This window comes from Mycetocola sp. Y791 (genome assembly GCF_059445325.1).
Map to the genome: position 1 here is coordinate 178,605 of NZ_JCAIUC010000003.1, position 21,692 is coordinate 200,296.

Annotated in this window: 19 protein-coding genes; 8 read left to right on the forward strand and 11 right to left on the reverse strand. The window is 66.4% G+C overall.

Going from position 1 to position 21,692, the window contains the following annotated elements:
- The first annotated feature begins 54 nt into the window (after positions 1 to 54).
- The 3 genes from AC1C2N_RS09910 (at position 55) to AC1C2N_RS09920 (ending at position 5,006) form a co-directional block, all read left to right on the forward strand.
- The gene (locus tag AC1C2N_RS09910; protein ID WP_495433872.1) at positions 55 to 2,694 is read left to right on the forward strand and encodes an ATP-binding protein; all 2,640 of its coding nucleotides are present in this window, start codon (positions 55 to 57) and stop codon (positions 2,692 to 2,694) included.
- Positions 2,691 to 3,557 (forward strand): hypothetical protein, encoded by an 867-nt coding sequence (locus AC1C2N_RS09915; RefSeq protein WP_495433873.1) that lies wholly within the window; start codon positions 2,691 to 2,693, stop codon positions 3,555 to 3,557. The genes AC1C2N_RS09910 and AC1C2N_RS09915 overlap by 4 nt, the downstream gene beginning before the upstream one ends.
- Before the next feature lie 66 nt (positions 3,558 to 3,623).
- A complete protein-coding gene (locus AC1C2N_RS09920) occupies positions 3,624 to 5,006 on the forward strand; it encodes a maltokinase N-terminal cap-like domain-containing protein (RefSeq protein WP_483403974.1) in 1,383 nt (460 codons plus the stop codon).
- Between the two features lie 12 nt (positions 5,007 to 5,018).
- Here AC1C2N_RS09920 and AC1C2N_RS09925 read toward each other — a convergent pair whose 3' ends face one another.
- The 5 genes from AC1C2N_RS09925 to AC1C2N_RS09945 form a co-directional block, all read right to left on the reverse strand.
- Complete coding sequence (locus AC1C2N_RS09925) at positions 5,019 to 5,534, reverse strand: mycothiol transferase (RefSeq protein ID WP_495433874.1); 516 nt, start codon at positions 5,532 to 5,534, stop codon at positions 5,019 to 5,021.
- 39 nt (positions 5,535 to 5,573) lie between these two features.
- Positions 5,574 to 6,269 carry a hypothetical protein gene (locus tag AC1C2N_RS09930; RefSeq protein WP_495433875.1) on the reverse strand — a complete coding sequence of 232 codons (696 nt, stop codon included), beginning with the start codon at positions 6,267 to 6,269 and terminating at the stop codon, positions 5,574 to 5,576.
- Positions 6,266 to 6,670 carry a DoxX family protein gene (locus tag AC1C2N_RS09935; protein ID WP_495433876.1) on the reverse strand — a complete coding sequence of 135 codons (405 nt, stop codon included), beginning with the start codon at positions 6,668 to 6,670 and terminating at the stop codon, positions 6,266 to 6,268. The genes AC1C2N_RS09930 and AC1C2N_RS09935 overlap by 4 nt, the downstream gene beginning before the upstream one ends.
- Before the next feature lie 50 nt (positions 6,671 to 6,720).
- On the reverse strand, positions 6,721 to 6,969 hold the full coding sequence (locus AC1C2N_RS09940; protein ID WP_495433877.1) for a hypothetical protein: 249 nt from the start codon (positions 6,967 to 6,969) through the stop codon (positions 6,721 to 6,723).
- A gap of 81 nt (positions 6,970 to 7,050) precedes the next feature.
- A complete protein-coding gene (locus AC1C2N_RS09945; protein WP_495433878.1) occupies positions 7,051 to 8,220 on the reverse strand; it encodes a baeRF2 domain-containing protein in 1,170 nt (389 codons plus the stop codon).
- Positions 8,221 to 8,517: 297 nt separating this feature from the next.
- On the opposite strand from AC1C2N_RS09945, the gene glgX reads away from it, so the two are divergent.
- The 3 genes from glgX to treZ are packed head-to-tail and all read left to right on the forward strand — an operon-like array spanning position 8,518 to position 14,815.
- Positions 8,518 to 10,725: a glycogen debranching protein GlgX gene (gene glgX, locus AC1C2N_RS09950; protein WP_483403980.1), complete on the forward strand. Its 2,208-nt coding sequence runs from the start codon at positions 8,518 to 8,520 to the stop codon at positions 10,723 to 10,725.
- Entirely contained in the window at positions 10,722 to 13,055 is a 2,334-nt protein-coding gene (gene treY, locus AC1C2N_RS09955; protein WP_495433879.1) for a malto-oligosyltrehalose synthase, read from the forward strand. The genes glgX and treY overlap by 4 nt, the downstream gene beginning before the upstream one ends.
- On the forward strand, positions 13,052 to 14,815 hold the full coding sequence (gene treZ / locus AC1C2N_RS09960; protein WP_495433880.1) for a malto-oligosyltrehalose trehalohydrolase: 1,764 nt from the start codon (positions 13,052 to 13,054) through the stop codon (positions 14,813 to 14,815). The genes treY and treZ overlap by 4 nt, the downstream gene beginning before the upstream one ends.
- A gap of 9 nt (positions 14,816 to 14,824) precedes the next feature.
- On the opposite strand, the gene AC1C2N_RS09965 is transcribed toward treZ, so the two are convergent.
- Genes AC1C2N_RS09965 through AC1C2N_RS09975 form a run of 3 tightly spaced genes read right to left on the reverse strand, consistent with a single transcriptional unit; the run spans position 14,825 to position 17,108 of the window.
- Positions 14,825 to 15,322: an O-acetyl-ADP-ribose deacetylase gene (locus AC1C2N_RS09965; RefSeq protein WP_495433881.1), complete on the reverse strand. Its 498-nt coding sequence runs from the start codon at positions 15,320 to 15,322 to the stop codon at positions 14,825 to 14,827.
- Positions 15,323 to 15,330: 8 nt separating this feature from the next.
- A complete protein-coding gene (locus AC1C2N_RS09970; RefSeq protein ID WP_495433882.1) occupies positions 15,331 to 16,107 on the reverse strand; it encodes an MBL fold metallo-hydrolase in 777 nt (258 codons plus the stop codon).
- Positions 16,108 to 16,133: 26 nt separating this feature from the next.
- Positions 16,134 to 17,108, reverse strand: coding sequence for a TIGR03557 family F420-dependent LLM class oxidoreductase (locus AC1C2N_RS09975; RefSeq protein WP_495433883.1), 975 nt, complete (start codon positions 17,106 to 17,108; stop codon positions 16,134 to 16,136).
- A gap of 209 nt (positions 17,109 to 17,317) precedes the next feature.
- Here AC1C2N_RS09975 and AC1C2N_RS09980 point away from each other — a divergent pair, with 209 nt between their 5' ends.
- Both AC1C2N_RS09980 and AC1C2N_RS09985 read left to right on the forward strand, forming a co-directional pair.
- Entirely contained in the window at positions 17,318 to 17,695 is a 378-nt protein-coding gene (locus AC1C2N_RS09980; RefSeq protein WP_495433884.1) for a VOC family protein, read from the forward strand.
- A gap of 51 nt (positions 17,696 to 17,746) precedes the next feature.
- On the forward strand, positions 17,747 to 19,249 hold the full coding sequence (locus tag AC1C2N_RS09985) for an SDR family oxidoreductase (protein ID WP_495433885.1): 1,503 nt from the start codon (positions 17,747 to 17,749) through the stop codon (positions 19,247 to 19,249).
- A 27-nt stretch (positions 19,250 to 19,276) separates the two neighbouring features.
- On the opposite strand, the gene AC1C2N_RS09990 is transcribed toward AC1C2N_RS09985, so the two are convergent.
- From AC1C2N_RS09990 to AC1C2N_RS10000, 3 genes are read right to left on the reverse strand one after another with little or no spacing between them, the layout of a single operon-like run.
- Positions 19,277 to 20,395 carry an acyl-CoA dehydrogenase family protein gene (locus AC1C2N_RS09990; protein WP_495434219.1) on the reverse strand — a complete coding sequence of 373 codons (1,119 nt, stop codon included), beginning with the start codon at positions 20,393 to 20,395 and terminating at the stop codon, positions 19,277 to 19,279.
- Positions 20,396 to 20,423: 28 nt separating this feature from the next.
- Entirely contained in the window at positions 20,424 to 20,804 is a 381-nt protein-coding gene (locus AC1C2N_RS09995) for an RNA-binding S4 domain-containing protein (protein WP_483403988.1), read from the reverse strand.
- Positions 20,801 to 21,637 carry an MBL fold metallo-hydrolase gene (locus tag AC1C2N_RS10000; protein WP_495433886.1) on the reverse strand — a complete coding sequence of 279 codons (837 nt, stop codon included), beginning with the start codon at positions 21,635 to 21,637 and terminating at the stop codon, positions 20,801 to 20,803. The genes AC1C2N_RS09995 and AC1C2N_RS10000 overlap by 4 nt, the downstream gene beginning before the upstream one ends.
- Positions 21,638 to 21,692 lie beyond the last annotated feature (55 nt).

Genomic DNA, 21,692 nt, shown 5'->3' on the forward strand with positions numbered 1-21,692 from the left:
CTCCACGGGTTCGGGGCTGGACGAGGGACCGCAACGCGTTCGACAATGCTCAGCATGGATCATCAGCCCGCAACGATCCGCACACCCGACCAGCGGCTCCGCGTCTTCGTCAGCTCAACACTCAAAGAGCTCGCGCCGGAGCGAAAAGCCGCGCGCGCCGCCATCGAACGGTTGCGGCTTGCCCCCGTAATGTTCGAGCTCGGTGCCAGGCCGCATCCGCCGAGGGACCTCTATCGCGCCTACCTGGCGCAGAGCGAGGTCTTTGTCGGCCTGTACTGGGAACGCTACGGCTGGGTCGCTCCCGGTGAAGAAGTGTCCGGCCTCGCGGATGAGTACTACCTTGCACCCGCCTCCATGCCGAAGCTCATCTACATCAAGGAACCGGCTGAGAACAGGGAGCCCAGGCTGAAGGAGCTGCTCGACCGGATCAAATCGGATGACACGGCGTCATTCACCTATTTCTCCGACGAGGCGGAACTCGCGGAGTTTCTCGAGGCCGACCTCGCCGTACTGCTGGCCGAACGCTTCAGCCAGGGGCAGAATCTCACTGTGTCGGCGGCCGATGACCAGATCGGTCCCCGAGCTCACGTGCCCGCACCGCTGACGGAACTCATCGGCAGGGAGTCCGAGGTCACGACGGTGGGCCGGCTCGTGCGCGATCCCGCGGTCCGCCTCGTGACCCTCATCGGCCCTGGCGGCATCGGCAAGAGCAGGCTCGCTGTCGCCGTAGCGTCCAGCGTGGCCGCCGGCTTTCCCGGGGGCGTGTACTTCGTGGACCTTGCTCCTGTTCACGACGAGACCGCGGTGATCGCAACCATCGCGAAGACACTCGGCGTGCGTGACACGGGGGAGGCCCCGCTCGCGGAGAAGCTCGCCACCGCTCTGCGGAACCGGCACATGTTGCTCATTCTCGACAACTTCGAGCAGGTGGTGGATGCTGCGCCCGCGCTGACGCTGCTCCTCGCTGCGGCGCCCGGCCTCACGCTGATGGTCACCAGCCGCACCCGGTTGCGGGTTTCCGTCGAAAGGACGATCGACGTCGAGCCGCTTGACCTGCCTGACGCTTCCACACCGCACACGGCTGCCGGTATCGCCGACATCGCGGCAGTCGCACTGTTCACCGAGCGTGCCCGCGCCGTCAAGCCGGATTTCCAGGTGACGGATGCCAACGCCCGCGACGTCGCCAGACTCGTCAACCGCCTCGAAGGTGTGCCCCTCGCCCTCGAGCTCGCAGCAGCGAAGGTCAGGGTACTCACCCCGTCGGCGATGCTTGAACGCCTCCACAGCCGGCTCTCCTTCCTCGGGGGTGGATCCCGCGATCTCCCCGAGAGACAGCAGACCCTGAGGAACGCCATCGAGTGGAGCACCGGAATGCTGAACGACGGCGAGAAGCAACTTCTCGCCGCACTGGCGGTGTTCGACGGCGGTTTCTCGCTCGACGCCGTCGAGGCGGTGTACCGGCCCTCCGATGGCACCGACACACTGACACTGCTCGAGACACTCGTCGACAACAGTCTCGTTCGTCAGGAGGACAGGGGAACGCGTTCCCGTTTCTCCCTGCTCATGATGGTCAGGGACTTCGCCAGGGAACAGCTCGAGCGTGACGGGCACCTGGCGGACGTCAGCGAACGGCACGCGGCGTACTTCATGGGCCTCGCCCAACGCGCCGAGCGCCTTCTGGAGGGCCCGACACAGGGGGAGTGGATGAACATCCTCGAGGATGACCTCTCCAACCTCAGGGCCGTGATCAGGTACCTCCTCGAGAGGGAGGACTGGGAGGGGGCGGCACGGTTCTCCTGGACCCTCTACGTTTACCTGTGGGTTGGCGGGCTCCTCGGCGAGGTGGCCGGCTGGATGGCGCGGGTGCTCGACGCCGAACCGCCCGTCACCGGTTTCACTCGCGCGGTCGCGCTCTACTACACGCGGGCCGTCGGGTTCTGGAAGGAGCCGGAGCGGGACGTGGTCCCCGGCCTGATCGAGAGTGCCGCACTGTTCAGGGCAGAAAATGCTGCCTCGGGAGAAGCGCTCGCACTGGTATCGGTCGCGCTCGCACGGCTGGCCGCATCGCCCCCCGATGTCGCCGGAGCGGAGGAGGTGCTCGAGACAAGCCTCGGGTTGTTCAGGGAGAAGAACGACCTGTGGGGACAGGCGATGGTGCTCGTCATGCTCGGCAGGACCGCGCTGGTCTCGCAGAGGGTGCACGCAGCGCTCAACCGCTTTAGAGAGAGCCTCGCGCTCGCCGAAGAGTTCCAGGACGGTTTGAGCGAGACGATAGCGCTGCACCATCTCGGGATCGCCCTCGCCGTCGAGGGGAAGCTCGAGGAGGCGGGCGTCGCCCTGGAGTCTGCGCTCGCCAAATCGGTGCGGCTCGGCCACGATGACGGTGTCGCGTACGGGCTGGAGGGGCTCACCGCCATCGCTGCAGCGCGGGGCGACGTCGAGAGAGCCGGAATCCTGGACGGCGCCGCCGAGAAGCTCCGCGAAGAGACCGGATTGAAGAACGCGCAAACCTTCAAGTTCTCGCAGTACTGGATCGATGGGATCCTCGCGGGGGAGGCGGCCGGTCAGTTCGAAGCCGCGCGAGGCAGGGGCCGAGCACTCAGCGAAGCGCAGGCGGTCAGGTTCGCGCTGCCCGGTGCCAGCCTTGCCGGGGCGGGAGTGAATCTCGCCGGCGTGGATGGTGCGTCGTCGTGAACTTCCGATCGAGCGATCAGGATGTGGGCAGCCGTCGGCGAACGGCGGACGACACGGTCCGCCCGTTCACCCTCTGGCTCAGCGTCGTCGTGCTGCCGTTCCTCGTCGTTGCAAGCGCGCTGCTGTACCTGGCCCCCGGGAGCACCGAACAGCACTTCGCCTGGACGATCACGCCAGACATCACCGCCAGGTATCTCGCGTCCGCGTACCTCGGTGGTGTCTGGTTCTTCGTCGCGGTGATCCGCCTGGGCCGATGGCATCGGGTAAAGCACGGCTTTCCCGCCGTGCTCACGTTCGCCACGCTGCTCGGCATTGCAACGCTGCTGCACTGGGATCGGTTCCACGCCGGTCACATCTCGTTCATCGCGTGGACGGCGCTGTACCTGACAACGCCCTTCCTGGTACTCGTCGCCATCCTCGTCCAATCCCGGTCGGATGCCGGCGCTCACGACACCAACGACACGACGATTCCCCGGGCCTGGCGCGTCACCCTCGCGGGCGTCGGCCTCCTGTCGCTGTGTGTCGGTGTCGTTCTCTTTCTGGTTCCGTCTCTCCTCGTCGAGAGCTGGGCGTGGAGCCTGACGCCCCTCACCGCCAGGGTGATCGGGGCGACACTGACGCTCCCGGGAATGGTCAATGTCTGGATGCTGGTCGACACGCGCTGGAGCGCGTTCCGTACCCTCGTCCAGGCCCAGCTGGTCAGCCTCGGTTTCATCCTCGCCGGGATCGTGCTCGGCTGGCCGACCCTGGATTTCGCCCGGCCGGCTGCGTGGCTCCTGATCCCGGGCCTCTGCGGCTCGCTTCTGGTCTATGCCTGGGTTTACCGGCTGTGTGAGTCCCGCGGGCGACGCGTTGGCGACTGACGCGGAACCTGTCAACCCCCGAGCCGCGTGGAGAGTGCGAGCGCTTCGAGGCAATAGTCTCGGTATATGTCCTCGCCGGCGCGTCCCCTCGAACACAGTCCGCTCACACACATTGCCCCCTGGCTCGTCTCCCAGCGCTGGTTTGCCAGCAAGGGACGCGTTCCGGAGCTCGAACTCATCGGAAGCTGGGAGATGGCATCCGATGATGCCAGGGTCTTCACCCACCTGATCATGGACTTCTCGGGTCGTGACCCCGTGCTCTACCAGGTACCGGTCACCGAGAGAACCGAACCACTGCCAGACGCAGAGTCGGCACTCATCGCCGAGATCGTGCTCGACGACGGCCGGTCCGGCTACCTCTACGACGGACCGCACGACCCCGCATACGCCAGGGCCCTGCTCACGCTCATCGGGTCAAACCAGGAGGCGACAGCACTCGGCGCAACCGCGAGCGGCGAAGCCTTCGGCCAGATCGAGATTTCCGACATCGTCTCATCCCGTGTGCTCCGTGGCGAGCAGTCAAACACCTCGATCATCTACCACGTCCGCAGCGAGAACGGCATCGACCGGGTCATCTGCAAGGTGTTCCGTGCCCTGCACAATGGTGAGAACCCCGACGTCGTCCTGCAGGCGGCGCTCGCCGCATCCGGGTCACTCAACGTTCCGCACTCCATTGGCTGTGTCGTCGGTGAGTGGAATGACATCGGCCAGGCCACCGGCCGGGCGCGCGGCCACCTCGCCTTTGCGCAGGAGTTCCTGTCAGGCTCGGAGGACGCGTGGAGATTCGCCCTTCGCTCCGCCGAGAACGGTGAGGACTTCACGGCCAGGGCGTACTCGCTCGGCACGGTGACCGCCGAGGTTCACGGATTGCTCGCCGAGTCATTCGGCGCTGCGGCCCCCAGCCAGGACGAGATCGACGCGACCCTCGCCAGCTGGCGCTCGCGTTTGCTGCTCGCCATCGAGGAGGTGCCCGCTGTCGAGCAATTCCGCGAAACCATCGAGGCGCTCTACGAGTCGACGGCGTCGATCGCGTGGCCGGCGCTCCAGCGCATCCACGGTGATTACCACCTCGGCCAGGTGCTGCTCGCGGCGGATGGGCACTGGGTCCTTCTCGACTTCGAGGGTGAACCGCTCAGGCCGATGGAGGAGCGCTCCCAGCCGGACTTCACGCTCAGGGACGTCGCCGGAATGCTGCGAAGCTTCGACTATGTCGCCGGTTCACTCGGCAGCACCGCTGAGGCCCGAAACTGGACCAGCGCGTCGCGGAAGGCATTCCTCAGCGGCTACATCGACGGCTCAGGGGTCGACCTCAGGGACCACCGCGAACTGCTCGACGCATTCGAGATGGACAAAGCACTGTACGAAGCGGTCTACGAGGCCAGAAACCGCCCCGACTGGCTGTCGATCCCGCTCACGGCGCTCGGACGGCTCGCCGAGCGTCAGCGGTAGCTCCGCCAGAGCCTAACGGTTCTCCCGGTCGAGGATGCCGCGGAGAAACGCCGCCTGGCCGACATGTTGGAGGTCGTCGGCGATAACACTGACGAGGCGGACCCCGAGGGTGACCGGGGGGTTCCAGCTTTCGTCGACGATCCGATCCAGGTCCTTGTCGGCGAGGCCACTGACGAAGTGGGCTGTGCGGTCGCTGACCTCATCGAAGTACCCGAGCAGCAGCTCGGGCGAGCTCACCACCACCTGGGCGACATCGTCGCTCGAGTGCCCGTATCCGGTGTCCTCCGGCGGGAACGGGAGCCGGAAGCGGTCGACCCATCCCGCGGCGATCCAGATCTGGTCGGTGTCCATCAGGTCGGCGACGTGGTCGTCCTGCACCCGGGTGAGGTGCCAGACCAGCCAGGCTATGGTGTTCGACTCCGGATCCGCTCTCGCGAGCAGCCTCTGCGCATCGAGACCATCGACCGCGCTGTGCACGCTCTCCGAAACCCGCCCGAAGGCATCCGCAAGAATCTCTGACGTTTTCATTTCCTGCCCTTTCTCTGTGTGGCGTTGATGTACCTGTCGTTACTCCGGGTGTCGCTGCACCCTCAGGTAGGACGGCTCCCGGAGGCGTCGTTCCCACGGGTATGTGGATGTTCCCGGCAGCGGGTGCCGCACCGGGTCGTACCTGTCGATGGTGTCGATGGGTCCGGGCTCCCGCCACAGTTCGACAACGGCAAACGGATGCCAGTGGCCGAACGGGGTCGCGTGGTAGAGCTTCAGGCGCCAGCTCGTCGACTCCAACCGCGAGGCGAGTTGATCGACGTCGGCGGGCAGGTCGTCCGGCTCCAGGGTGCGAGCGGCGATCAGGAGCGGGCCGTTCGATGTTCGAAGCGGCATCAGGGTTGTGAGCCGGGCGCGGCTCGGTGAGCGATGCGCGGCGAGCCAGAATCTCGATGGCACGCCGAAGCCCGTTGAGGCCAGCAGCAGGTCCGCTGGCGCTCCCATCGTCGTCTCGAAGCGGAGCGCAAGTCCGATGACGTCGGGCAGCGGTGCCGGCACGCCGATCGACCGCGACGCCCGCGCGGTGAGGGGGAGTTCGCTGGTGTGCGGATGGTCGATGAAGTCGATGCCGGACGCGCCGCGGTCAGTGAGCCAGCGGAGCGAACCGGTGAGGGCGACCCCGTGTGGATGGATGGGTCGCGGCGGGCGGAGCGAGCGCACCAGGCCGAAAACACCCGCCAGTGCGCCGCCGGCGATACCGGACGGCGTGAGAGTCACCGCTCGCCCCGTCCGACGCGCAGGGCGAGCCCGACGAGGGGGAGCTGCAAGGGCAGGCGAGCGAGAGCGATGAACCGGGCAGGCCACGCCTTTCGGCGGAGTACCCGGACCGTGCGCACGTTGGCGGGGAACACCGCAACCAGGAATGCTGCCGAGAGGAGCCCGGCGAGGTTCCTGGTGGGCCGGTTCACGGCCAGCAGGGCCAACGCCCATTCCGCGACGCCAGACACGACGGTCCAGAAGCGGCTCGGCCCGGGCAGGGAGCGCGGAACAATCGGGTCGAACACCGACGGACGGAGAAAGTGGATTGCGCCGGTAACGGCAAACATCATCGCGAGCGCCACGGCAGATGCGCCGTCCCGGTCAGATGGTCCTGGTGTGGCTCTCGTGAAGTGGCGCATCCGAAACACAGTAGGACCCGATGCTTCCCCGTGGCAATGGGTTGCGCGACTCAGCCGGCTGAGCCGTCGCCGTACTGGGTTGCCTTCCGCTTGAGCGCTCCGAGGTCGGATGCGTCTCCCGTTTTGTCCGGCAGGTCGTCGAGCGTGACCAGTCCGTCCATGTCATCGGGGTCGTTCTCACCGATGATGCGCTCCGCGTAGTTCTGAGCTCGGCGTGGCGACTCGTGCCCTGCCTCGTCGGGCGTGCTGCCTGAGTCGCCCGCCGGAGTCACCCGGTTCTTCTCGTCTGCCGGCGTCATGGGCGTCATCCTTCCGATGCGATCTCACTCCGATCGGTTCCGACCGGGTTCGGCTGCCAGCGTATCGCGTGTGCGACCGACTCAGGCCTGGCCCTGGACCTGTGCCTGCTCCTGGTCCCACCTCGGCGTTCCCGGGATAGCCGGTCCGGTCGGCCATCGAAGTACTGCCCCCACCTCAGCCGACTTCGGGAGGACGCCATGGTCGACGAAGACAACTCGCGATTCGGTCAGTGTGGCTGCCCTGACGATCGCGAGAATCGCGGGTACCGGCCCGATGACTCGCGCGCCGAGTGCTTCCTCAGGCGCTGTCGCCACCCAGGGTGCATCGGCGAGGGCGAGGAGGGTCCTGCCGTCGGTTCCCTCCGAGTCAATGAGCACGGTGTCTGCCTGGCTCTGTTGCAGGCTGTGCACAACGGCCCCGAAACCCAGCGCCCCGTTTTCGGAGTCACCGGCGGAGAGCCTGTCGAGCAGGAGCGACTGGTCCCTGAGTCGGATCTCCTCGAGCTTGCGGGAGATGCGCACCTGCAGGGATTCCCGGGACGATCCTGCGGCCAACAGGTTCGCGGGTACCACGGTGCTGATGTCCCTGGCCGCTGCTGACAGCTCCTCGCTCAACAGCTGGACAGCGCGCACATCGCCGGCGAGCAGGACAAATCCCGGTTGGAGTTGCCGAACGAGTTCATTGACCGCCGTTGCGAGTTGAGTCTGGTTCTGCTTCCAGATTTCTTCAGAGTGGTGCTGGTAGTTGCTGTGGGACCAGCCGCCCGCCTGGACCTTGGTCAGGCTGTCGGTCCTGCCCTCGATGTTCTCGTGGCGAAGAGCGGCGACATGGGAGGCGCGATAGGCATGGATTTCGCCGCCGCCCCGTCCGGCTTCGACCACCAGATAGACGACGTCGTTCTGCCTGTACTTCACGAGCGGGACAAGGTCGGGGATCTCGAGGTAGGCAACGGTTTCCGGCCAGACCAGCGGGCCGGCGAGGACTTCGTCCAGGAGCGGCTCTCCGTTGTGCACGACGAGGAACCGTGAATGCGGCCCGCCGGTGCCGGTCGGAACGGCGAGAATCCTCTCGACAGTCGTGAGGTCGGCATCCGGAGCGCCTGCCCTGGCCAGCCGGTCAAGCACCTGCCGCCTGCGCGCCTCTCCGTCGTGGCCAGGGCCGTCCCATGATCCGTTCGCGTCGATGAAGACGGACGAGAAAGTTCCATCGCGGCGCCAGAGTTCCGCCAGTTCGTGCGTCTGTGAATCCACTCGCTCGTCCTCTCTTCGACAGGCGACCACCCGGTCACCGGGCCCGCCGCGCTGGTTCGGTGCCGCAGATCCCCATGGAACTCGCGGGCTTCTGGCAACGCAAGAGCCGATATGCCCTGTTGAGCGCATCGCAGCCCCAGGTCCGCCACTCAGCGGGATGATCCTCGCGATTTTCCTTAGCACCCGATCGCCGCGAAAGCTAGACCCACCTCGGTCGAACTGGCCGATCGTGCTGACGAACTAGATTTGAGGGACCCGCGCGAATTTTGTGCGCGATAACGCTTTACGAGGAGATCGATGGAAAGCTGGCCAGGAACCGCGTACCCGCTAGGTGCTACCTATGACGGCAGTGGGACAAACTTCGCGATTTACAGCGAAGCCGCTGAGCGGATCGAGCTCTGCCTCTTCGATGAGGACGGCACGGAGACCCGGGTCGAGCTGCGGGACTCAGAAGCCTACGTCTGGCACTGCTATCTGCCTGAGGCGCAGCCGGGCCAGCGGTATGGCTACCGTGTCCACGGCGAGTACGCCCCTGAGCAGGGCAAACGGCTCAATCCCAACAAACTGCTGCTCGACCCGTACGCCAAGGCGACCTGTGGCACGTACGACTGGGACCAGTCACTGTTCTCATACAACTTCGGCGACCCGGATTCCCGCAACGACGAAGACAGCGCCTCGCACTCGATGCTCAGCGTCGTCGTGAACCCGTTCTTCGACTGGTCAGGCGACCGCCACCCGCGCACGCCGTACAACAGCAGCGTCATCTACGAAGCACACGTCAAGGGCCTGACGAAGCTCAACGACCAGATCCCGGAAGCCCAGCGTGGCACGTACGCGGGTATCGCCCACCCCGCGACGATCGAGCACCTCCAGAGGCTCGGCGTCACGGCGATCGAACTCATGCCGGTCCACCAGTTTGTCCAGGACTCCACGCTCCTCGACAAGGGACTCCGGAACTACTGGGGATACAACACGATCGGGTTCTTCGCGCCGCACAACGAATACTCGTCGACGGGCGAGGCCGGCCAGCAGGTCCAGGAATTCAAGGGCATGGTCAAGTCGCTGCACGCGGCCGACATCGAGGTCATCCTCGACGTGGTGTACAACCACACGGCCGAGGGCAACCACATGGGCCCGACCCTCTCGTTCCGCGGGATCGACAACGAGGCCTACTACCGCCTCGAAGACAACGACAAGCGGTACTACACCGACTACACCGGCACGGGCAACACGCTCAACGTGCGCCACCCCCACTCGCTGCAGCTCATCATGGACTCGCTGCGCTACTGGGTCACCGAGATGCACGTCGACGGTTTCCGCTTCGACCTGGCCTCCGCGCTGGCGCGCGACCTCTACGAGGTCGACAAACTCTCGACATTCTTCGAACTCGTCCAGCAGGACCCCATCGTCTCCCAGGTGAAGCTCATCGCCGAGCCGTGGGACGTTGGTCCCGGCGGTTACCAGGTGGGTAACTTCCCCTCGCAGTGGACCGAGTGGAACGGAAAATACCGCGACACGGTCCGCGACTTCTGGCGCGGTGAGCCATCGACGCTCGGCGAGTTCGCCGCCCGCATCACCGGTTCTGCCGACCTCTACGAGCACTCGGGACGTCGGCCGGTTGCATCCATCAACTTCGTGACAGCGCACGACGGCTTTACGATGCGCGACCTCGTGTCATACAACGAGAAGCACAACGAGGCCAACGGCGAGGACAACAACGACGGTGAGTCGCACAACCGGTCGTGGAATTCCGGGGTTGAGGGTGACACAGACGATCCTGAGGTGCTTGGCCTCCGCGCCCGCCAGCAGCGCAACATGATTGCAACACTGCTGCTCTCGCAGGGTGTCCCGATGATCCTCCACGGTGACGAACTCGGACGAACGCAGCACGGCAACAACAACGGTTACGCGCAGGACAACGAACTCACCTGGCTGCACTGGGACGTCGTCGATGTGCCGCTGATCGAGTTCACGTCCGCCGTTGCGCGACTCAGGAAGGAGCACCCGGTGTTCCGACGGAGCCGCTTCTTCGACGGGCGGCCCGTCCGCCGCGGCGAGGGTGAGCCGCTGCCGGACATCGTGTGGCTCAACGAAACCGGCATGGAAATGCAGCCGGAGGACTGGGACGAAGAACTGGCCAAGACGGTCGGTGTCTTCTTCAACGGCGAAGGCATCCGTGAACGCGACGCACGAGGGCAGAACGTCAGCGACGTTCACTTCCTGCTCTATTTCAACGCCGACGCCGAAGACGCCGAGTTCACCCTTCCGCCGGAGGAATACTCCGCCGAATGGGAGATCGTGGTTGACACGGCGGGTGAAGGAGCCGACAGCGTTCCCCGCGCCGCAGGATCGACCCAGACGGTCAAGGGCAGGAGCCTGCTCGTCATGCGCGCATACACCGCGCCTGAAGCAGAGCCGGACCACTCGGTCGCGGCATCCCTCGCCGTCCTGAGCGGTTCGCAGACTACGTCGAGCACCGACGTCAAGCCGGGAGCTGTGAGTTGAGAATCCCCGCATCCACCTATCGGCTGCAGATCCGGCAGTCGTTCGACCTCGACGCGGCACGCGGAGTCGTCGACTACGTTCACGACCTCGGAGCCGACTGGCTCTACCTGTCGCCTCTGCTTGAAGCGGAGGCGGGAAGCGACCACGGTTATGACGTCGTCGACCACTCACGCGTCGACCCCGCACGGGGTGGCCCCGAAGCGCTCGACCGGCTTGCGAAGGCCGCGAAGGCCAGGGGAATGGGCATCCTCGTCGACATCGTCCCCAACCACATGGGTGTCGAAACCCCTGTGGCGAACGGCTGGTGGTGGGACCTCCTCGCCAAAGGCGAGGCGTCCCGCTACGCGGAGGCCTTCGACGTCGACTGGGCGGCGGGCGGCGGCAAGATCCGCATTCCCGTCCTCGGCGACGGCGATGATGCACTCGACGCCCTCACCCTCGTTGACGGCGAACTGCACTATTACGACAACCGGTATCCGGTCGCCGCGGGTACCGCTGACGATGGGGCAGACCCGCGCACGGTTCACTCGCGTCAGAACTACGAACTGGTCAACTGGCGCAGGGCAGACGCTGAGCTCAACTACCGCAGGTTCTTCGCGGTCAACTCGCTCGCCGGCATCCGTGTCGAAGTGCCGTGGGTGTTCGCCGAGTCCCACGCTGAGATTCTCCGCTGGGTGAACGAAGACCTCGTGCACGGCATCAGGGTCGACCACCCGGACGGACTCGCGCACCCGGGCGACTACCTTGACGCGCTGCAGAAGGCCACGGGCGGCGTGTACGTCCTGGTCGAGAAGATCCTCGAGGGCGACGAGGGACTGCCGCCGAACTGGGCAGCTGCAGGCACGACAGGGTACGACGCACTCGGCGACATCGACCGGGTCCTCGTCGACCCCGCTGGCAGGGCACGCCTCGACGCGCTCGAGGGAAACCTCGAAGAGACGACAGCCTCGATGGACGACGTCTGGCCCGAGCTGATCTACGAGAACAAGCGGCGGATCGCCGACGGCATCCTCCGCTCAGAGGTACTGCGACTGGCCAGGCTCGTTCCGGAGATCCCCGGCGCAGACGACGCCATCGCGGAGCTCCTCGCGTGCTTCCCGGTCTATCGCTCCTACCTTCCGTTCGGCGAGGACCACCTCGCCGAGGCGGCCCGCTCCGCTGCCGCCCGCCGCCCGGACCTCGCGGAACGAATCGATGCCCTCTATCCGGTCCTTGCCGATGCGGAGCATCCCGCTGCGATCCGGTTCCAGCAGACCTCGGGCATGGTCATGGCGAAGGGCGTGGAAGACACAGCCTTCTACCGGTTCAGCCGGCTGACCTCACTCAACGAGGTCGGGGCAGATCCCGGTGAGTTCGCCATCGACGTTGCCGAGTTCCACCGCAGGCAGCAGGCACGGCAGGCCGCCCTGCCGGCGTCGCTCACCACACTCTCGACACACGACACCAAACGTGGCGAGGATGTGCGCAGCCGCATCTCGGTCATCGCTGAAATCCCGCGGGAGTGGGAAGCGACGCTCGGACGGCTTCGCGCTCTGGTGCCGATCGGTGACGGACCCTTCGAGCAGTTGCTCTGGGAGGCCGTCATCGGAGCGTGGCCAGCCTCGCGGGAGCGCCTGCACGCCTACGCCGAGAAGGCCTCGAGGGAAGCGGGTACGTCGACGACGTGGACCGCCCCGGACGAGGAATTCGAGACGGCGATGCACGGCCTGATCGACGCCGTCTTCGATAACCCCGAAGTCAACGAGATCGTCACAGGTTTCGTTGACCGGGTTGCCGCCGCCGGCTGGTCGAACTCGCTGTCGGCCAAGCTCATCCAGATCACAGCGCCCGGTGTGCCCGACGTGTACCAGGGCAGCGAACTCTGGGAGACGTCGCTCGTCGACCCCGACAACCGGCGACCCGTTGACTTTGACCTCAGGCGCGACTACCTCGCCAGGGTGGACAGGGGCTGGCTTCCGCCGATCGACGAGACGGGAGCGGCAAAGCTCCTCGTGACCGCCCGGGCACTCCGCCTGCGCCGTGACCGGCCCCAGTGGTTCTCCCGGTACCTGCCGCTGCCCGCGTACGGCACGGCAGCCGGACACCTCGTCGCCTTCGACAGGGGAGACGCCATCACTCTGGCGACGCGGCTTCCGCTCGGACTCGAGAAGAACGGAGGCTGGGGCGACACCTCGGTCGTCGTTGCCGGCCGGCCTCTCATCGACGCCTTCACCGGAGAGCGGTACCCCGGCGGGCCCCTTCAGGCAGCCGAGCTGTTCGCGCACTACCCGGTGGCACTCCTCGTTCCCGATGACACCGACCTCACCTCACTTCTTGGAGAGAACGAATGATCCGACGACACCGCGAACCGTTCACCGTGTGGGCGCCAAACGCCGAGCGCGTTGAACTCGTCCTCGGCGACAGCTCGGCCGAAATGATGCGGGGGACCGACGGCTGGTGGGTTCCGGCATCCGACATCGTCGACAGCGCGAGCGATTACGGCTACCGCATCGACGGGGCCGGCCCGTTCCCCGACCCCCGCTCGCGTCGCCAGCCGAACGGCGTGCACGAGCTGTCGCGCACGTTCGATCCCACCGAGTACCGGTGGAACGACTCGGCGTGGAGCGGGCGCCAGCTCGCCGGCGGCGTCATCTACGAGATGCACATCGGCACCTTCACACCGGAGGGGACCTTCGACTCGGCGATCGCCAGACTCGATCACCTGGTCGACCTCGGCGTCGATTTCGTCGAGGTTCTCCCGGTCAACGCGTTCAACGGAACGCACAACTGGGGATACGACGGAGTGCTGTGGTACGCCGTCTCCGAGAGTTACGGCGGTCCCGCCGGGTACCAGCGCTTCGTTGACGCCTGCCACGCCGCCGGCCTCGGCGTCATCCAGGACGTCGTGTACAACCACCTCGGCCCGAGCGGGAACTACCTGCCGAACTTCGGTCCGTATCTCACCGACGGCCCCGGCAACACCTGGGGTTCATCGATCAACCTCGACGGTGAGCACTCAGACACCGTGCGCGAGTACATCCTCGAGAACGTGCTGATGTGGCTCGACGACTACCACGTCGACGGACTCAGGCTCGATGCGGTTCACGCCCTCGTCGACTCTCGGGCAACCCACCTGCTCGAAGAGATGGCGACACGCGTTGCCGCCCTGAGCGCGGCGGTACGTCGCCCGCTCAGCCTCATCGCCGAGTCTGACCTCAACGACCCCACGCTGATCACCCCGCGTGAGGCCAACGGGTACGGACTCGACGGACAGTGGAGCGACGACTTCCACCACGCTGTGCACGTCGCCCTCACCCGGGAGACCACCGGCTACTACGCCGACTTCGAGCCGCTCTCGGCCCTCGCCAAGGTCCTCACCCGTGGGTTCTTCCACGACGGGACCTTCTCGAGCTTCCGCGGGCGGACACACGGTCGAGCGATCGATACCCAGCGGATGCCGTCATGGCGGCTGGTTGTCGCCAACCAGAACCACGACCAGATCGGAAACCGCGCAACCGGTGACCGGTTGGGGGCCACCCTCGACACGGGACAGCTGGCCATCGCGGCGGCGCTCACCCTCGCATCCGGCTTCACTCCCATGCTGTTCATGGGGGAGGAGTGGGGCGCAAAGACCCCGTGGCAGTTCTTCACCTCGCACCCCGAACCCGAGCTCGGTAAGGCAACCGCCGAGGGCCGGATTGCCGAATTCGAACGCATGGGCTGGGACCCGAACGTCGTCCCTGACCCGCAGGAAATCTCGACGTTCGAGAACTCCAAGCTCGACTGGAGCGAACTCGAGAGTGTCGACTCGGCGAGACTGCTCGACTGGTACAAGGAACTCACGGCGCTGCGCCGGGCACGGCCCGACCTGGTCGATCCACGTTTCGGCGAGACGGGAGTCGAGGTCGACGAGGACGAGCGCTGGCTCGTGCTCCGTCGCGGAAGCGTGGCTGTCGTGATCAACTTCGACGACGAGGAGCACACGATTCCGGCGCGGGTCGGCGGCGAACTGCTGTCGTTTGCCTCGGATGGCGACGCGCTCCGCGGACGGCACGACAGCGCGATCACCCTCGCGCCGCACGCCGTGCTGATCGCCGACTCCCTCGCTTAGGGACGGTGCTTACTCCGCAGCGCGGAAGGCATCGAGCGCCTGCTGTGAGAACAGCACAAAAGTGACGTCGGCTGGCGGGTCCACCTCGCGGACCGTCCGGACAGCGATCCGGGCGGCATCCGCGAGGGGCCAGCCGTACACGCCGGCGGAAATCGCCGGGAACGCGACAGTCGCAGCGCCGAGTTCGTCTGCGACCCTCAGGCTGTTCCGATAGGCGGATGCCAGAAGCTCCGAGCGGTCTTCGTTCGGGTCCCAGACCGGCCCGACGGTGTGGATCACGTGTTTCGCTGGCAGCCGTCCTGCGGTGGTCGCCACCGCCTCTCCCGTCGGCAGCCCCCGGGGGAGCACCGTGTCACGCAGGTGCCTGCACTCGGCGAGGATCGCCGGGCCACCCGCACGGTGAATGGCCCCGTCGACGCCCCCGCCGCCGAGCAGGGAGTTGTTCGCCGCGTTCACGATGGCGTCCACCCGCATCGTGGTGATGTCGCCCCGCACGAAGGTGATCATCGGTCCTCCTACGACGGTCCGAAGGCGCGCGCGGCATCGACAGCGGCGCGGACGCCTCCCGAGAGCGGCTCGCCGTGCCCGGGAAGAACGAGCTCTGCACCGGTGTCGGCGAGCGCACTCAGCGTGTCGAGTGCCATCGCCGAGTCCGCCGTTGCTGCGCCCGCGATGATCTGCGCTCCGCGCGTTCCCTTGTACGGGTCGAGGGTCACGAGGGCGTCGCCGGACAGCAGCGCGCCGCGTTCGGGGAGGTGCAGGGCGGTGTGTCCGAAGGTGTGCCCGGGCGTGAAGACGATCTCGGGCCGGCCGGGAACATCCAGGACGCCGTTCTCTGGAAGGTAATCCACCTTATCGACGCCCTTGACGGCGAGTGCGCCAGCGGCTGTCATGCCGGCGAGGACAGGGATGGCCGCCGGGTACCTCAACGGGTAAACGAACGGTGTTCGCTCCCGCTGGTAGTGGTACGGATGGGCAGCGAGACGTTCGTCCGCTCGGTTCACCCAGATCGGCACTCGAAGTTCCGCCTGCGCGCGGGCGGCGAAACCCAGGTGGTCGAAGTGAGCGTGCGTGAGCACAATGGCCTCTATATCCCGTCTCGAACGCCCGATCTCGTCGAGGGCGAGCAGCAGCGGCGCCCACGTCGATGGGAATGCCGCATCGACGAGGGTGACGGCGTCGCCCTCTTCAATCAGATAGCAGTTCACATAGGCGTGCTCGAGGCGGTGCACCCCCGGTGCGACGTTCCTGGTCAGTGTCGGTCGGCGTCCCTGCCGCGGTCGGTGTGCCATTGTGCTCCCTGTCGGTGTCCGGCCGCTCACAGCGCGCGCAGCTTGTCGAGCAGGGGCTCGGCGACCGTGGCGAGGAACTCGTCCTGGCGCTCGTCGCCGATCTGGATGAGGGCGATATCGGTAAAGCCGGCGTCGATGAACGCGCGGGCGCTCTCGGCGAGCTCATCGAGATCGGGACCGCACGCGATCGACCCGGCGATGTCATCCTCACGAACGAACTGCGACGCACCGGCGAACCCCGCGGGCGTCGGCAGGTCAGCGTTGACGGCCCAGCCGCCGCCGAACCACCGGAACTGCTCGTGTGCCTTCGCAACCGCCTCTTTCTTGTCCGGTCCCCAGCAGATCGGAATCTGTCCGATCACACGTGACGAATCGCCACTGTCACTGCGGACCTCACGCCACTTCTCGACCGCCGCGGCGTCCGGCACCGTCGAGATGAAGTGATCGCAGAGGGGAGCGAACCGATCAATCGACTTTTCGCCTGACACGGCGATACCGATCGGAACGCCCCCATCCGGCGCATCCCACACGCGGGCCGAGTCGACCCGGAAGTACTCGCCCTGCCACGTGACGAGCTCACCGGTGTGCAGTTCGCGGATGATCGTCGCGGCTTCTTGGAGCATGTCCTGTCGCACGTCGACCGAGGGCCAGCCCTCGCCGACGACGTGCTCGTTGAGGTTCTCACCCGACCCAAGTCCGAGAATGAACCGGCCCTCGGAGAGCAACTGCATGGTCGCTGACTTCTGGGCGACAACAGCGGGGTGATATCTCATGGTCGGGCAGGTGACGAAGGTGGCGAGATCCACCCGGTTGGTCGCCTGGGCGACGGCTCCGAGCACCGACCAGGCGTAGGACGCGTGGCCCTGTTCCATGAGCCACGGCGAATAGTGGTCGCTCGAGACTTCGAAGTCGAAGCCCGCGTTCTGTGCGGCGATCGCGTAGCGGACGAGTTCCCTCGGCCCGCTCTGCTCGGTCATGAGTGTGTATCCGAATCGAGTCATACTGCGACCGTGCCACCCGGTTGCCCGAGATTCAAGGGCTTGCGATGTGACGCGGATGCCTCACGCGGCTGGGTTTGAGATCGGTCGTGAGCGAACGGTGGGACACCGGGCATCCTGTCCGGATCGTGCGCAGCGCTGTCGTTTTCATCCCTTGCTGCCCGCGGGGGCGTGGGGTAAGAACAGGAACACAACCAGGCAAAGGAGCGCACATGCTTACGACCAGCCACGCATTCGGCGGATTCAGTGTTGACGATCTGGCTGCCGCCGAGCGTTTCTACGGTGAAACGCTCGGCCTCCAGGTGTCTCCCGGCGAGATGGGTGTTCTTCAGCTCACGCTGCCGGGCGGCGCTGGAGTCATCATCTATCCGAAACCGAATCACTCGCCAGCGTCGTTCACGATCCTCAACTTCGTTGTCGACGACGTCGGGCGCGCTGTCGACGAACTCAATGCAGCGGGCGTCGCCACCAAGATCTACGACGATGACGAACTGCCGACCGACGAGAGAGGCATCAGTCGCGGCAACGGGCCGGACATCGCCTGGTTCCGTGACCCGGCGGGGAACGTGTTGTCTGTGATCAAGGAGTGAGTTCGAGCGGGATGGGGGACCACCGGCGCCATCGGACGTAGTCTCGGCCGTATGTCCTCTTCCCGCGTCCTTGTCACAGGTGCCACCGGCTACGTCGGCGGGCGGCTCGTTCCACGACTACTCGACGCCGGATTCACCGTTCGCGTCTTCGTCCGTAACGCCCGCAAGCTCATTGACGTGCCGTGGCGGAACGACGTCGAGGTGGTCGAGGGCGACCTGACGAACGCGGATGCCGTGGCCGACGCGTGCGTCGATGTCGACACCGTCTATTACCTCGTGCACTCCATGGGTGCCGGCGGCACGTTTGAGGAGGTCGAAGCCAGTTCAGCCCGCAACGTCGCTGCGGCCGCAGCCGAGGCAGGGGTGTCCCGCATCATCTACCTCGGTGGACTCCATCCGACGGGGATCCCACTCTCGGAACATCTGCGCTCCCGCGTGGCCGTCGGCGAGATCTTCCTCTCGTCGCCGGTGCCAACCGTTGCTTTTCAGGCCGGCGTCGTGATCGGCTCCGGTTCGGCGTCGTTCGAGATGATCAGGCACCTCACCGACGTGCTTCCCTACATGCCTGCGCCCCGGTGGGTACGCAACCGGATCCAGCCGATCGCGATCCGCGACGTGCTGTACTACCTCGTCGAGGCGGCGAAGCTGCCCGGCGACGTCAACCGTACGTTCGACATCGGCGGCCCTGACATCCTCCGGTATGGGCAGATGATGAACGGGTACGCCCTCGAGGCAGGGCTGAAGCAGCGGCCCATCGCGGCTCTGCCCGTGCTCACACCCTGGCTGGCATCGCAGTGGGTGAACCTGGTGACGCCGATCCCTCGGAGCCTCGCCGTCGCGATCATCTCCTCCCTGCAGTACGACTGCGTCGCCCTTGAACACGACATCGACGGGTACATCCCGCCGCCACCCGGCGGCCTCACCGGCTATCGTGCCGCAGTGAGACTCGCCCTCGCCCGGATGCGCGAGGGCGACATCGAGACCAGCTGGCAGGATGCGTCGGTGTTCGGAGCGCCGAGCAACCCGCTCCCGAGCGACCCGCTCTGGGCGGGGCACATGGTCTTCACCGACGTCAAGGAGCGCGACACCACAGCGAGCGTGGCAGACCTCTGGGCGATCATCGAGGGGATCGGGGGAGACAACGGCTGGTACTCGTTCCCGCTGGCATGGGCGGCACGCGGCTGGATGGACAAGCTCGTCGGTGGTGTGGGATTGAGGCGCGGCAGGCGGCATCCGTCACGACTGCAGACCGGTGATGCCCTCGACTTCTGGCGGGTCGAGCTGATCGACCGGGGAACGAGGCTCAGGCTCCGCGCGGAAATGCGAGTGCCGGGCCGGGCCTGGCTCGAGCTGGAGGCAACACCGACGCCGACGGGCTCGCACTATCGCCAGCGCGCGATCTTCTTCCCACAGGGCCTCGGCGGCCGCCTCTACTGGTTTGCGATCCTGCCGTTCCACGGCATCATCTTCAACGGGATGGCCAACCGCATCACCATCGAGGCCGAAAAGCGCACGCGCGCCGCTGTCAAACCTGCGCCGGTGGCGGCAGCCTGAGCGGGGTGCTGCCCAGCGGGGGACCCGTCACTCGCGCGTCGAGACCGGCCCAAGCAGGTGCGATGCGACTGTGCTGTGTGCAGACTCGGGATCGCTCGGGTGGAACAGCCCGGCGAGGGCATCCCGATACAGGCGGCTCAGCTCGTTGTCTGCGGAGTACGACGACCCGCCTGAGCATCGGATCGCCGTCTCGACGACCGACCTGGCGACGTCGACCGACCTGGTCTTGGTACCGGCCAGCAGCCGGAACCACGCGGTGCCGTGATCGACTCGCGCGTCGACATCGGCCGCGAGCGACTCAATTTGTGGTGCGAGCGAATCGAGAGCGATCGCGGCGTCGGCCAGTTGCCAGCGGATGTCGGGATCATCGGCGTAACTGCGCCCGCCCGCCTTCATCGATGTCCTGCGCTGCGCGGCCTCGACACCGAGCTCGAGAGCCCGATCTCCGATCCCGGCGTAGACCGCGCTGATGAGCAGGAGGAAGTTGCTGAAGATGCCGAAGATGTACGGATCGCCGCTCGGCCCGACCGGCAGCGTCCTGGCGATCCGCTCCGGCGCCACTCGCGCGTTCTCGAGCACCGTGGTGTAGCTCTGGGTCGCTCGCATGCCCAGGGTGTTCCACTCGCCGGCTGTTCGATGACCGGGGGTCTCGCGGGTGAGGTATCCGTGCACGAGGACCGGCGCGTCAGGATTGGAATCATCCCTGCCGAAGATTCCCAGTCGCGTCCACGCGGGTGACAGGGAAGTGAAGATCTTGGTGCCGGTGAACAGGTACGACCCGTCGTCCTGGGGCTCCGCCCGGGTTCTCGAGTCGAACATGACCTGGTCGTTGCCGGCCTCGCTGTTGCCGAACGCGAAAAGCTCACCGGCGCGCGCATCGTCGAGGATCCAGTCGAGGCTCGGGTCCCCGCCCGCCGACACCACCCGGGCGACACCGACCACGACGTGGTGCATGTTGATGCCGAGCGCCGTCGCCGGCGCGAAACGGGCGAGCATGCGCTGGTTCCGGACGGCATCGAGCAGTGACTGCGGTGCGAGGTAGCCCGCGTGGCGGAGGTCGTCCAGGTCCTCGGTGAAGAAGGCGTTGAGCTGGTCGTAGCCGGGCGCCCTGGCGCGGAACCGCTCGAGCAGGTCGGAGGTCAGCATGTCCACGCGCTCAGCCTAGACGGCCCGATCACAGCTCGGGTTGTTCCCGACCCCGGAGTTTTTCCAGATCGCGTCGCTCACGCTTGGTGGGACGGCCGGCGCCCCGGTCGCGCGTCGGCTGCAACGCGATCTCCTCCCGCGGCGGTGGCGGGGGAGTTCTGTCGATGAGGCACTCGGCGGCGACAGTCGCTCCGACGCGCTTGGTCACCAGGCGGTTCACCACCACGATCCTGTCGAATCCGTTCTGCCGGATCCGCACCTCGTCACCGATCTTCACCGGATGGGACGCCTTGACCCGGTCGCCGGCGACGCGCACGTGCCCGGCTCTCGCCGCCGTCGTCGCCATCGACCGGGTCTTGTAGACGCGGACCGCCCACAGCCAGCTGTCCACCCGAACCGTCGACGTCATCCGCTGACATCCCCGGAGGCGAGGAGGGAGTATCCGCGGTGAACGGCCGCCTCGGCAAAGTCCAGCGGCAGTGCCGTCGCTCCCGAAATCCGGTCGGCGACCAGTTCGGCTGGTTCTCTCCGCGCGAACGCTTCACGGATGCCGTCGGCGACGGTGCCGAGCAGGTCCGCCTGCGCGCGGACGAACGTACGGTCGACCGGGCTGCCATGACCAGGCACCACGACGTCGGCCTCTGTCATCACACCGGCGAGCGTCTTCACCTGGTCCGGCCAGTCGAGCGGGAAGCTTCCTGACCCGTACATCGGCGGCCCGGACTCCTCGATGACGTCGCCCACGATCCAGGCGCCGGCATCGGGGATGTTGACCACCAGGTCGGTGTCGGTGTGCCCTGGCCCGAGCGGGAGAAGACGAACGAGCCGGTTGCCGATGTCGAGGTCGGTACTGGCCTCGATGAGTTCCGTCGGCGGGGTGAGGGTAACGTCGCGCCAGTCGTACTGCGGCTGTGCCGCCGGGTTCGACTGCCACTCGGCAAGCCGCGGCGACTCGAACTCGGCGAAGTGCCGCGGAATGAGGTGGTGCCCGAGGATCACGGCGGAGCCAGCGAACACCTGGTTCCCGAAGGTGTGGTCGTAGTGGGCGTGGGTGTTCACCACGTGGGTGATCGTCCGGTTGAACGAGGCGGCGTCCCTCAGAATCTCGTCGCCCTCGCGCGGGTTGCAGCGCGTGTCGACGAGCAGCGCACCCTCATCGCCCAGAACCAGGGTGACCGAGATATCGAGCGGTTGGTAACGCCGGACAAATACCCGGTCGGCAATTTCAGTCCAGAGCGGCATGGTGCCGATTCTACGTGTCCCGGACCCGGCTGACCGCTCCGCGCGACGACGGACC

Excerpts from the sequence above, each read along its gene's own strand:
- AC1C2N_RS09925 (WP_495433874.1), bottom strand. The coding sequence starts at position 5,534 with ATGAAAACGTCAGAGATTCTTGCGGATGCCTTCGGGCGGGTTTCGGAG.
- AC1C2N_RS09920 (WP_483403974.1), top strand. The coding sequence starts at position 3,624 with ATGTCCTCGCCGGCGCGTCCCCTCGAACACAGTCCGCTCACACACATT.
- AC1C2N_RS10000 (WP_495433886.1), bottom strand. The coding sequence starts at position 21,637 with ATGCCGCTCTGGACTGAAATTGCCGACCGGGTATTTGTCCGGCGTTAC.
- AC1C2N_RS09995 (WP_483403988.1), bottom strand. The coding sequence starts at position 20,804 with ATGACGTCGACGGTTCGGGTGGACAGCTGGCTGTGGGCGGTCCGCGTC.
- AC1C2N_RS09990 (WP_495434219.1), bottom strand. The coding sequence starts at position 20,395 with ATGCTGACCTCCGACCTGCTCGAGCGGTTCCGCGCCAGGGCGCCCGGC.
- treZ (WP_495433880.1), top strand. The coding sequence starts at position 13,052 with ATGATCCGACGACACCGCGAACCGTTCACCGTGTGGGCGCCAAACGCC.
- AC1C2N_RS09935 (WP_495433876.1), bottom strand. The coding sequence starts at position 6,670 with ATGCGCCACTTCACGAGAGCCACACCAGGACCATCTGACCGGGACGGC.
- AC1C2N_RS09975 (WP_495433883.1), bottom strand. The coding sequence starts at position 17,108 with ATGACTCGATTCGGATACACACTCATGACCGAGCAGAGCGGGCCGAGG.
- AC1C2N_RS09965 (WP_495433881.1), bottom strand. The coding sequence starts at position 15,322 with ATGATCACCTTCGTGCGGGGCGACATCACCACGATGCGGGTGGACGCC.
- AC1C2N_RS09940 (WP_495433877.1), bottom strand. The coding sequence starts at position 6,969 with ATGACGCCGGCAGACGAGAAGAACCGGGTGACTCCGGCGGGCGACTCA.
- AC1C2N_RS09970 (WP_495433882.1), bottom strand. The coding sequence starts at position 16,107 with ATGGCACACCGACCGCGGCAGGGACGCCGACCGACACTGACCAGGAAC.
- glgX (WP_483403980.1), top strand. The coding sequence starts at position 8,518 with ATGGAAAGCTGGCCAGGAACCGCGTACCCGCTAGGTGCTACCTATGAC.
- AC1C2N_RS09910 (WP_495433872.1), top strand. The coding sequence starts at position 55 with ATGGATCATCAGCCCGCAACGATCCGCACACCCGACCAGCGGCTCCGC.
- AC1C2N_RS09980 (WP_495433884.1), top strand. The coding sequence starts at position 17,318 with ATGCTTACGACCAGCCACGCATTCGGCGGATTCAGTGTTGACGATCTG.
- AC1C2N_RS09985 (WP_495433885.1), top strand. The coding sequence starts at position 17,747 with ATGTCCTCTTCCCGCGTCCTTGTCACAGGTGCCACCGGCTACGTCGGC.